Origin of the sequence: Nonomuraea longispora, from assembly GCF_004348345.1 — a bacterium.
GTDB classification, from domain to species: domain Bacteria; phylum Actinomycetota; class Actinomycetes; order Streptosporangiales; family Streptosporangiaceae; genus Nonomuraea; species Nonomuraea longispora.
The window spans coordinates 1-10,893 of record NZ_SMJZ01000257.1; the positions used below are offsets into that span (position 1 = coordinate 1).

Consider the following 10,893-nt stretch of genomic DNA (forward strand, 5'->3'; position numbering starts at 1 on the left):
GTCGTCGCCGGAGGGCCCGCATGGCCGGACCGGTCCCACCCGCCCGGTGTCCCGTAAGCGGCTCGGCGTCGCGGTGCTCGCCGGCGCGACCGCGGTGATCGTGACGGGCGGGCTGGCGGCCGCCCGGGTCTGGCTTCCCACGCCACCCGGCGACGCGGGCACCGCCACCGTCGCCGCTCCCTCCTCCCCCACCGCTTCTCGTACGGTCGCGGACAAGAAGCAGTCGCCCGCTGAGCTGGACCCGTCGGCCGGCAGACGCCCCGGCAGGAAGACCTCGAAGCCCACCAGGACCAGGGCCAGGGCCACGCCGAAGCCTGCGAAGAGCACGGAGCCCACGTCGAAGCCGTCTGCCCGGCCCACCACCGCGAAACCCACCAGGACGAGGAAGCCGGGCGGGGTGAAATCGGTGTCGTTCGACTACGAGGGCATCCGGATGGAGGGCTGCTGGCGCTATGACATGAACATCTGGGCGAAGGTGTCCGCCACCGGCTCCTACAGTTACCGGTGGCTGCTCGACGGACAGAGCCAGGGCGCGAAGGTGGGCAACGCGTCGTCGAAGCCGCTTCTGCCGTCGATCGTGTGGAAGAAGGAGGGCACGTACACCGTCGTCTTCGAGGTGATCGAGCCGACGCGCACCAGGCAGAGCGCCACGGTGAAGATCTGCGATTTCGACGAGGGCTGGTAGGCGGCGCTGGCGTCAGGGGGCGGCCGGCGGGCAGGGTGGGCGTGTGTTCGCTCGACTATCGAAAGGCAGGCGTTCCCGATGCCCATGATTCCCCGCTTCCACCTGGCCGTTCCCGTCGATGACCTGGACGCGGCCCGCCACTTCTACGGCGAGCTCATCGGCTGCGCCCAGGGCCGCAGCTCCGACACCTGGATCGACTGGAATCTGCACGGCCACCAGTTCGTCACGCACCTGGCGCCCGCGCGTACGGAGCGGGTGCACAACCCGGTGGACGGCCATGACGTGCCGGTCCCGCACTTCGGGCTGATCTTGACAATTCCGGAATTTCATGACCTCGCCGACCGGTTCCGCGCCGCCGGCACCGGCTTCGTCATCGAGCCGTACCTGCGGTTCGAGGGCCTGCCCGGCGAGCAGTGGACGATGTTCCTGCTCGACCCGGCAGGCAACGCCCTGGAGTTCAAGGCGTTCGCCGACGACGCACAGGTGTTCGCGGCGGGCTGAGCGAGCGGCCGGGTTGAGCGGGCGGCCAGGCTGGGCGGCGCGCTAGTCGCGAGCCGCGTTGCGCAGCGCGCGGTAGAGCAGGCGCGCGTCCCCCAGGTGGTGGCGGAGCAGCTTCTCCAGCCCGCCGATCGGCACCAGGTTCTGGGGCGCGCGGGGGTCCTTGTAGTCGACCCCCGCCAGCGGGGGCAGGGCCAGGGTCAGCGCGTCGGCGAGCCGCACCACCTGCGCGGGATCGAGGTCGGCGCCGGCCTCGCAGCGCGCCACACCCGCCCACGGGGCCGCGGACCTGACGGGCAGGCGTACGTACCAGGCGTGCCGCCGCCAGCTCGTGCCCATGAGGAACACCGGCGTACGCTGCCCAGGCGCGAGCGCGGCCACCACCCCCGACTGCGGCGACGGCAGGTAGGCGGTGTGGTGGGTCTTGATGTAGCCGACCGTGCGCGGCAGGTGGGTGCGTCCCCGCAGCGGCCCGTCCACCAGCAGCAGGTCGTCGCTCGCCGACCGGTGGCGTACGGCGAGGTCGACCTCCAGCTGGGTGACCTGGCGCTGCAGCGCCAGCGACAGCTCCTCGAAGCTGGAGTCGGCGGCCTTGCTCGGGCGGTAGAGGGCATGGCCGGTCTTCACCTCGGGCGTGTCCGGCGACGCGGAGATCAGCGTGCGGTTGACCTGGATCTCCGCCAGGTCGGCGCCGTCCCGGCCGCACCTGACGATGCCCGCCGCGTAGGAGGCGGCGATGCCGGGCACCGGCATCGCCGAGCCGGGGTCGTGCACCCACACGCGGGCGTCGATCCTGCGCACGCCGTCGGCGACCAGCAGGGTGCGCGGCGGGTCGGCGTCGGGCCCCGGCGTGACGGGTTTCCAGTCGGCGGCCGGGCGTTCGACGTCGAGCACCAGCTCGGCGCTGGTGGAGCCCAGCTCTGACAGGGCCTCGACGGCGAGGGCCGCGGCGTAGCCGGGATCCCACGGGTCGACGGTGAAACCGGTCACGTGGCCGCCTTCCGCACATGGGAGCCCTTGGCGTCGCGTCTGACCTCGAAGCGTACCGGCACCCGTTCGGCCAGGGCGGGTACGTGGGTGACGACGCCGATCATGCGGTCCTGCCCAGCCGCCAGGCGTTCGAGGGTGGTGGCCACGGTGTCGAGGGTGGCGGGGTCGAGCGTGCCGAAGCCCTCGTCGAGGAAGATCGAGTCGAGCCCTTTCGCGACGGCCCCCGACAGCGCCAGGGCGAGCGCGAGGGCGGCCTGGAAGGTCTCGCCGCCGGACAGGGTGCGGGCGCTGCGCCGCATGCCCGCCTCGCCGTGGTCGACGACCTCGATGTCGCCGGTCCTGTCGCTGAGCGTCAGCTCGTACTGGCCGTCGGACAGCTCGCGCAGCGTCTCGGACGCGGACGCGACCAGCACCGCCAGGGCCTCGGCGCACAACCACCGCTCGAAGGCGTTGGCGCGCAGGCGCAGGGCCAGTTCGTGGGCGACCTTGGCCTCGTGCTCCTTCCTGGTGACCTGCGCGTCCAGGTCGGCGGCGCGCCGGCGGTCGTCCCTGACGCGGTCGAGCGCGCTCTCCACACGGGCGGCGGCTCCGGCGACGGCCGCGCCGAGCTGGTCGGGCGAGGCGTCGCGCGGCGGGACGACGCCGTGCTCGGCCAGGCGTTCGCCCAGTCCGCGACGGTCGCGCGCCAGCGTCTCGCCCGCCTGGGCGAGCTGCTCGTCGCAGGCCGCGAGCGCGGCCTGGGCGGCCTGCCCCGCCCGGTCGCGCCAGGCGAGCAGGTCGGTCCAGGCGCGGTGCAGGTCGTCGCGGGTGAGCGGCGGCGGCGGGTCGTCGTGGCCGCCGGAGACGAGCAGCCGGTCGCGGGCGGATTCGAGGGTGCGCCAGGCGGACTCGGCCTGCCGCTCGATGCGTTCGGTCTCGGTGCGCGCCCGGTCGAGCCTGCCCCTGGCGGCGCGGAAGGCGGTGCGGGCCTGGCCCGCGATCTCCTCGGCCTTGGCGATCGCGGCCAGCCGGCCCTCCAGTCCGGCCCGGTCGCCGGGCTCGGGCAGCGCGGCGAGCTCGGCCTCCAGCCGGTCGGCCTGCCCGGCCAGCATCGACGCCGACGCCTCGGCCCGGGCATGGGCGGACCTGGCGCGCTCGGCCCTGTCGCGGGCTCCGGCGAGTGCGCGGTCGGCCGTGCGCATGTCGGCGGGCGGCTCGTGGCGGGGCAGCTCGGCAACCGACTGCCGGCAGACCGGGCAGGGTTCGCCCACGGCCAGCCGGGGGGCGAGGTGGGCGGCGGCGTGGGCGTCGCGCAGGCGCTCGCGCTGCGCCTCGGCGGCGGCCAGCGCCTGTTCGGCTGCCTCCCGCTCGGCTGCCAGGCCCGGCAGCGGCTCCGCGGCCGCCACCGCTTCCGCGCGGGCGCGGGCGGCCTGCGCGGCGTGCCGTTCGCGGGCGTCCAGGGCGGCCAGCGCCTCCCGTGGCGCGCCACGGTCGCCGAGCGAGGCCAGCGCTTCGTACGCCTCGTGCTCGTCGGCCTCCAGCGTCGCGACCTCGGCGGCCAGCGTCTCGACCGACTCGGCGGCGGCCCGGCGTGCCGAGGCGAGTGTCGGCACCGCCTCCGGCATGCGCAAAGACGCCAGCACCGAGCGGCGTTCGGCCACGGTGGCGCGCTCCTGTTCGGCCCGCCGGATGTCGGCCTCGCGCGCCCGCAGCAGGTCGAGGTCGGCGCCGATGGTCTCGCCCAGTCCCCGCAGCGCCGCCAGCCGGTCGGCCAGCTCCTGCTCGGCCTCGGCCGTGGCGCCCGACAACTTGCCGAGCTGGTCGCGGGCGAAGGCGGCGTCGCGTTTGGCCTGCTCCTCCTCCTGCACGGCCCGCTGCCTGATGAGCTCGTAGACGTCGGCGTCGAGCAGCTGCACCAGCAGGTCCTGCCGCTCCCGGGGCGCGGCGTGCAGGAACTCCGCGAAACGGCCCTGGGGCAGCACCACGCACTGGGTGAAGAACCGGTATTCCAGGCCGGTCACCCGCTGCGCCTCGGGGGTGACGTTCTCGCCCTCGGCGAGCGGCCTGACCACCGCCTCGTACGCCTGTTCCAGCGGCGCGGACGGGTCGAGCTCGTCGATCCGCGCCTCCTTCGTCCGCACCGCGCCCTTGCTGTCGCGGACCATCGCCCTGACCACGCCGTAGCGCCGGCCGCCGCTGTCGAAGACCAGCGCCACCTTGCCCGAGGACACCGAGGGCGCCAGGGCGTGGGCGATGACGTTCTCCTTGCCCCAGCGCGGCACGGTGCCGTAGAGGGCGAAGCAGATGGCGTCGATGATCGTGCTCTTGCCCGCGCCGGTGGGGCCGACGAGCGCGAAGTACTCGGTGTCGGAGAAGTCGACGCTCACCGGCTCGCGGAAGCTGCCGAAGCGGTCGAGCTGGAGCAGCAGCGGGCGCATCAGCCGGTCACCTCGTCGTGGAGCCGGTCGAACAGCGCGGCCACCTGGTCGTCGTGCCGCCCGGTGGCGGTGAGATATTCGCGGAACAACTCGCGGGCGCCGCGCTCGGGCGAGCCGGCCCTGCGCGTGGCCGGCACCGGCCTGAACCGCTCGTCCAGCATGACGTCCACGGCGCCCGGCAGCAGCTCGCGCACGTCGTCGGCAAGACCCACGCGGGGTTTCTCCTCCACGATCACCTTGAGCCAGTCGTCGCCCTGCTCCAGGCCCTCCAGCTGCTCCAGCGTGCCGCGCACCGTACGCAACCGCCGGGCCGAGCCGAACGCCAGCTCCCGCACCACGGCCGGGCGGCCGGGCGAGACCTCCACCAGCAGCGCGCCGGGGGTGTTGCCCTCCTCGCCGAAGTCGACGGCGAGGGGCGAGCCGCTGTACCAGATCGGGCACGGCCCCGGGATCTGCTGGCGGCGGTGCAGGTGGCCGAGCGCGGCGTACTGGGTGGACGGCGGGAAGGCGGTCGGCTCGAAGTAGTAGGAGAAGATCGATTGTGCCTGCCGTTCCCCGCCGCCGAACGCCCCTCCCGGCAGCGTGCCGTGCGTGGTGACCAGGTTGACGGTGTCGCCGTGGAAGCCGGCCGTCAGCGCGCCGATCAGCTCGGCGATGCGGGCGGCGTAGTCGCGGTTGTGCTCGGCGGCCGTGCCGGCCAGGACCTCGGCGGCGCGTACGACGTAGCGGTGCGACAGGAACGGCAGCACCGCCAGCCGCACCGGCTCGCCCGAGCGGGCGGTGAAGGCGAGTGTGCCGCCCGCGTCGGGGCGGCGGAAGGAGCCGATGACGTGCAGGCCGAGCTTGCCGAGCACCGGCCGGTAGACCTCAAGCAACTGCGGGTTGTCGTGGTTGCCCGCCAGCACCACCACGTCGCGGCCGTCGCCGCGCAGAGCCATGAGCACGTTCAGCACCAGCGCCTGCGCCTCGGGCGTGGGCGCGGAGGTGTCGAAGAGGTCGCCCGCCACGATGACGGCGTCCACGTCGTGCTCGCGGGCGGCGGCGACCAGCTCGCGCAGCACGGCGCGGTGCTCGTCGACGCGGGGACGGCCCTTGAGCACCTTGCCCACGTGCCAGTCCGCGGTGTGCAGGATCTTCACGTCACCACCTGTGATCAGAAGGGCGGGATGTCTTCTTCGACGCCGGGCAGCCCCTGGAACGGATCGCCTGAGGACGCCTTCGCGACCGCCGGGGCCGCGGCCTCGGCCGGCCTGGTCGCCCACGCCGGGAAGGGGAAGGCGACGGCCAGCGGCACCGGGATCTCCGGCTGGGCGACGAACATGGTGCCCGGCTTGGCGATCGTGGCGCGCTCGCGCACGGCCGGGGGCAGCCAGCCGTACTCCGACCTCGCGGCCTCTGCCGGGTCGAGGCGGCCCGCGACGCGTACGGCGCTGTTGGAGACGATGCGGCGCTCCACCTCGGAGGCCGTCTGCTGGGCGCCGATGAGGATGACGCCGAGCGAGCGGCCGCGCTCGGCGACGTCCAGCAGGATCTCCTTGATCGGGGAGTCGCCCTCGCGCGGCGCGTACTTGTTCAGCTCGTCGAGCACCACGAACAGCAGGGGCCGCGCGGTGCCCGACGACTCCTTGCGGTGGAACTCGCCGCGCAGCACCACGCCCACCACGAACCGCTGCGCCCGCTCCGGAAGGTTGTGCAGGTCGACGATCGAAACCTGGGCGTCGGAGGTGCTGACGGTGTGGTTGCGGTAGAACGGCAGGTCGCCGCGGACGATCGGCGACAGCGGGCGCACCGCGCTGCGCAGCCGGCGCAGGAAGGCGTTGACGGTGCCGAGCGGGGTCTGCGCGCCGGTCCACTGCTGGCGCGTGCTCTCGTCCTGCAGCTGGTCGGACAGCAGCTCGACCAGGTCGGCGAACGTGCGCGCGGCGGTGCCCCGCACCATGACGGCGCCGCCGTCGCCCACCGGCTCCGCCCACGCCTTCAGCCGGGCCGCGACCTGCCCCACCAGCAGCGAGTAGCCGGCCCGCTCGTCGTCGGCGTCGGCGAAGACGAACCGCAGCAGCTCCTCCTCGCAGAACTCGACCAGCGTCCAGTAGAAGGAGCTCACGCCCTGGGTGCGGGCCGAGACGTGGGGCACGCCGTTGGCGTCGCCGGGGCGCGGCGGCGCGAAGACGTGCACGCTGCCGAACGGCCGCGCGGGCAGCCCGAGCCGGGCGTAGACGGCGCGCGCGCCCTCGTCGAGACGGAGGTTGTCGTGGTCGAGGAAGAGCAGGTCCTCCCCCTTGACGGAGAAGATCAGCGCTTTGGTGTTGGCCGACTCGGCGTCGAGGACGCCCGAATTGAAGATCGAATAGAGCAGGAACGTCGCGAAGGAGGTCTTGGTGGCCACGCCGGACACGCCGGAGATCGACACGTGGGCGCCGCGGGTGCCGTCGAGGAAGTCGAAGTTGGCGTACATCGGCCGGCCGTCGCGGCCCATCCCGATCGGGATGCGCCGGTCCATCACGTCGAAGTAGAGCGCCTGCTCGCGGTCGTCGGACCCCGCGAGATGCACCTTGGCGCCGGGCAGCGGCGGCACGAACACCTCCGGCTCGACCCTGGTCACCCGCACCTCGGCCACCTCGACCACGGCCGCGGGCAGCGCGCCGTCGGCGATGAGAAAGACGTCGGAGTCGTACGCGGCGCCCTCGTGCCGGGCCTCGACGGTCGTCACCACGCCCGCGACCAGCACCGGGCCGTAGCCGGGCACGTCGCGCCTGGTCACCACCACGTCGTCGAGCTGCACGACCTTGCCCGGCTCCAGGCCGACCCAGAACGAGAGCGGCGAGGCCGCCTGGGTGCCGAGCACCCGCCCGACCGCCTCTCCCGCCGCAGGTGCGGCCTCCTCCACCGCCTGGCTCGCCGCCCCGTTGACCGTCACGAATCCCTCCGCCCCCAATGGTGCCCTTCCATGGAGCGTAGTAGGGCCCGACCAGTGCGTCCCGCTCATCGGGCGTACCGGCCGGAAACGGAGACGTAACGCGCCGGCCGGTACACCACACCTATGAACACACCCCTTACACGGCGTACGTTGCTGGCCGGGGCGGGCGTGGGGGCCGTCGCGGCGGGCCTCGGCGTACGGCCCGCGTCGAGTGACACGCCCCGGCCACGCGACACGAGGCCGCCCAACATCCTGCTCTTCACCGTCGACGACATGCACGGCGGCTCGCCCGGCTGCTTCGGCGGCCGGGCCGATCTCACGCCGAACATCGACCGGCTGGCCGGCGAGGGCGTCGCCTTCCACCACGCGCACGTGCCGATCGCCCTCTGCCAGCCGAGCCGGTCCGCGATGATGACCGGCCGTTTCCCCCACCGCAACGGCGCCGAGGGCTTCGAGGACATCGCCGACGGCGTACCGATCCTGAACGAGCTGCTCCACCCGCTGAGCTACCTGACGGGCATCCTGGGCAAGGTCGGCCACCTCGGCCCGCCGGATCGGTTCGCCTGGGACATGAGCGTCCGGCCGGACACGCAGCTGGGCATGGGGCGCAACCCCGCCGACTACGCGCGGCACGCGACGGAGCTGTTCGACCGGGCCAAGGCCGAAGGGCGGCCGTTCTTCCTGATGGCCAACTCCGAGGACCCGCACCGGCCCTTCAGCGGCAGCGACGCCGAGCAGCAGCGGTTCGACAAGGACGAGCTGGCCACCATCGCCGAGCCGTCCAAGGTGTACGGCCCCGACGACGCCGAGGTGCCCGGGTTCCTGCCCGACGTGCCCGAGATCCGCCAGGAGGTCTCGCAGTACATGAGCAGCGCCCGGCGCGCCGACGACACGCTGGCCGCGGTCCTGGCGGCGCTCGACGCGTCCGGGCTGGCCGGCGACACCATCGTGATCTTCATGTCGGACAACGGCATGGCGGTGCCGTTCGGCAAGGCGAACGTGTACGAGCAGTGCACGCGTACCCCGCTGATCGTCCGGTGGCCCGGCGTGACCGGCGCGGGCCGCGTCGACGACCGGCACTTCGTGTCCACGATGGACCTCTTCCCCACCCTGTGCCTGGCCGCGGGCGCCACCGTCCCCGAGGGGCTGGACGGTCGCGATCTCACCCCGCTGCTGCAGGGAGGCAGCCAGTCAGGGCGCGACCGCATCAACACCGTCTTCCACGAGTCCAGCTCCGATCAGCGCTACGACATGCGCGGCATCCACGACGAGCGCTGGAGCTACATCTGGAACGCCTGGTCCGACGGCAGCCTGAACTACCGGGCGGAGAACATGCAGGGCCTCACCTGGCCCGCGATGCGCGACTCGACCGACCCCGCGATCGCCGCGCGTGCGCAGTTCTACCTGCTCCGCGTGCGGGAGGAGCTGTACGACCTCGCGAACGACCCCCACGCGCTGAACAACCTCGCCGACGGGGGCGCGCCCGAGGCGCTGGCGCGCGGGCGCGCCGCCATGGACGCCTGGATGGGCTCCACCGGTGACCCGCTGCACGACCAGTACAGGGAGGAGATCATCAACGCGTGACGACGATCCACGCGCGATCATGGATCGCATGAAAGTGATCGTGATCGGAGCGTCGGGAACCGTGGGACGGGCCGTCGAGGCCGCCCTGAGCCCCCGCCACGAGGTCGTCGCGGCCTCGCGGCGGGGGCCGGTCCAGGTGGATCTCGAAGACGGGACGTCACTGGACGCGCTGTTCCAGACGGTTCCCGACGCCGACGCGGTGGTGTGCTGCGCGGCTTCTGGGCCGCTGGTGCGGCTGGAGACGGTGACGGACGAGAAGTTCACCGCCGGGGTCGCGGCAAAGCTGCTGGGACAGGCCCGCGTGGTAGATCCGCCTCCTCGGCCGCGGGACCGGCCGGCCACCCGAGCCCTCAGCCGCTGATCGCGCTCCGGACCGCCTCCACCAGGGTGGCGGCGCGCCGGTTCTCGCCGTCCTCCTTGACGTGGTTCATCACGTACCCGAACGCGAGCCCGCTCTGCGGGTCGGCGAAGCCGAGGGAGCCGCCGAGCCCGGGGAACCCGAAGGTCGTGGGGCTGTAGAAGAACGCGTCGGGGGTCGGCAGGCCGAAGCCGAGGCCTATCCTGACGGGCATGCGCAGGATGCGGTCGAGGCCGGCGACCTGTTCGGCGGTCGCCGCCGCCAGGGTGGCGGGGGTGAGGATGCGGTGGCCGTCGACTTCGCCGATGAGGGCGGCGTAGAAGCGGGCCAGCGCGCGGGCCGTGCAGATGCCGTTGGTCGAGGGCATCTCGGCCCGCTGCTCGCGGGGGTCGTTGTGGTCGAGCGGGGGCGAGACCACGGACATCGAGCGCATGGTCAGGGACGTCGGGTCGGTGTAGGCCCGCATCATCTCGCGGACGGCTTCGGGCAGGGCGTCCAGGTCCGTCCCTGCCAGGTCCGCCGTGCCGGGCATGGACGTGACGATCCGGCTGACCCGGTGCAACTCGCTTTCCGGCAATCCGATCCACAGGTCCAGGCCGAGCGGGCCGGCGATCTCCTCAGCGAGGAAGGCTCCGATGCTGCGGCCGCTCACCCGGCGGACGACCTCCCCGACGAGCCATCCGTACGTGAGCCCGTGATAGCCGTGCTCCGTGCCCGGCTCCCAGGAGGGCCGCTGGGCGGCCAGCGCCTCCACCATGGGCTCCCAGGCGATCGCCTCGGCCGGGGTGATCGGCCGGTCGATGACGGGCAGCCCCGCCTGGTGGGTGAGCAGCCAGCGCACCGGTATGCGCTCCTTGCCCCGCGCCGCGAACTCCGGCCAGTAACGAGCGACGGGCGCGTCGAGGTCCATTTCGCCCCGCTGCGCCAGCAGGAGCGCGCAGGCGGCGGTGACGGCCTTCGTGGTGGAGTAGACGATCTGGAGGGTGTCGCGCTGCCAGCGGCGGCCCTCATCGGGGTCGGCCAGGCCGCCCCACAGGTCGACGACCTTCCTGCCGTGCAGGTAGACGGCGACCGCGGCGCCGATCTCGTCGTGGTCGGCCAGGTTGCGGGCGAAGGCCGTACGTACTGCTTCGAATCCCGGTGCGGTCTCCCCGCTGATGTCGGGCATGCGTCATCGCCTTCCGTCGGTATGGATTGGGTGGTGCTTACTCTTCAGGGCCGAAGCCGATCACGATGTAGCGGCCGTTGGCGTAGCTGACCACCGGCCGTCCGAGCAGTTCGCCCACCCGGCGGGCGACCCCCTGGAACAACTCGATCGACTCGGGGGTGTCGGCGCTGACCCTGAACCGGCCTTCGGTGGCGAGGTGCTCGGCGACGAGGGGGACGAAGTTCCTCTCGGCCCGGACCTTCTCCTCCGCGGTGAGGGGTGAGAGGGGGGTGCGTC

The 10,893-nt window shown here is 73.1% G+C and carries 9 protein-coding genes and 1 pseudogene; 4 read left to right on the top strand and 6 right to left on the bottom strand.

Translation table 11 applies throughout. The annotated features are described in order from the left end of the window. Positions 1-685: pseudogene (locus E1267_RS39480) on the top strand (hypothetical protein); the annotation flags it as partial. Between the two features lie 78 nt (positions 686-763). Continuing rightward, on the top strand, positions 764-1,186 hold the full coding sequence (locus tag E1267_RS39485) for a VOC family protein (protein WP_132340733.1): 423 nt from the start codon (positions 764-766) through the stop codon (positions 1,184-1,186). Positions 1,187-1,228: 42 nt separating this feature from the next. Here E1267_RS39485 and E1267_RS39490 read toward each other — a convergent pair whose 3' ends face one another. Genes E1267_RS39490 through E1267_RS39505 form a run of 4 tightly spaced genes read right to left on the bottom strand, consistent with a single transcriptional unit; the run spans position 1,229 to position 7,507 of the window. Further along, positions 1,229-2,173 (bottom strand): hypothetical protein, encoded by a 945-nt coding sequence (locus E1267_RS39490; RefSeq protein WP_132340735.1) that lies wholly within the window; start codon positions 2,171-2,173, stop codon positions 1,229-1,231. After that, on the bottom strand, positions 2,170-4,590 hold the full coding sequence (locus E1267_RS39495) for an AAA family ATPase (RefSeq protein WP_132340737.1): 2,421 nt from the start codon (positions 4,588-4,590) through the stop codon (positions 2,170-2,172). Before E1267_RS39495 ends, E1267_RS39490 begins: the two co-directional genes overlap by 4 nt. Then, entirely contained in the window at positions 4,590-5,729 is a 1,140-nt protein-coding gene (locus tag E1267_RS39500; protein ID WP_132340739.1) for an exonuclease SbcCD subunit D, read from the bottom strand. Before E1267_RS39500 ends, E1267_RS39495 begins: the two co-directional genes overlap by 1 nt. Before the next feature lie 14 nt (positions 5,730-5,743). Next, positions 5,744-7,507, bottom strand: coding sequence for an ATP-binding protein (locus E1267_RS39505; RefSeq protein ID WP_281283750.1), 1,764 nt, complete (start codon positions 7,505-7,507; stop codon positions 5,744-5,746). Between the two features lie 123 nt (positions 7,508-7,630). On the opposite strand from E1267_RS39505, the gene E1267_RS39510 reads away from it, so the two are divergent. Next, a complete protein-coding gene (locus E1267_RS39510) occupies positions 7,631-9,091 on the top strand; it encodes a sulfatase family protein (RefSeq protein WP_132340741.1) in 1,461 nt (486 codons plus the stop codon). Positions 9,092-9,119: 28 nt separating this feature from the next. Beyond that, positions 9,120-9,452 (top strand): sugar nucleotide-binding protein, encoded by a 333-nt coding sequence (locus E1267_RS39515; protein ID WP_132340743.1) that lies wholly within the window; start codon positions 9,120-9,122, stop codon positions 9,450-9,452. Here E1267_RS39515 and E1267_RS39520 read toward each other — a convergent pair. Together E1267_RS39520 and E1267_RS45030 are read right to left on the bottom strand one after the other, a co-directional pair. Further along, positions 9,442-10,617 carry a serine hydrolase domain-containing protein gene (locus E1267_RS39520; RefSeq protein ID WP_132340745.1) on the bottom strand — a complete coding sequence of 392 codons (1,176 nt, stop codon included), beginning with the start codon at positions 10,615-10,617 and terminating at the stop codon, positions 9,442-9,444. The genes E1267_RS39515 and E1267_RS39520 overlap by 11 nt on opposite strands. Before the next feature lie 37 nt (positions 10,618-10,654). Continuing rightward, on the bottom strand, positions 10,655-10,893 hold a 239-nt coding region (locus E1267_RS45030; RefSeq protein WP_165960056.1), incomplete at its 5' end, for a hypothetical protein.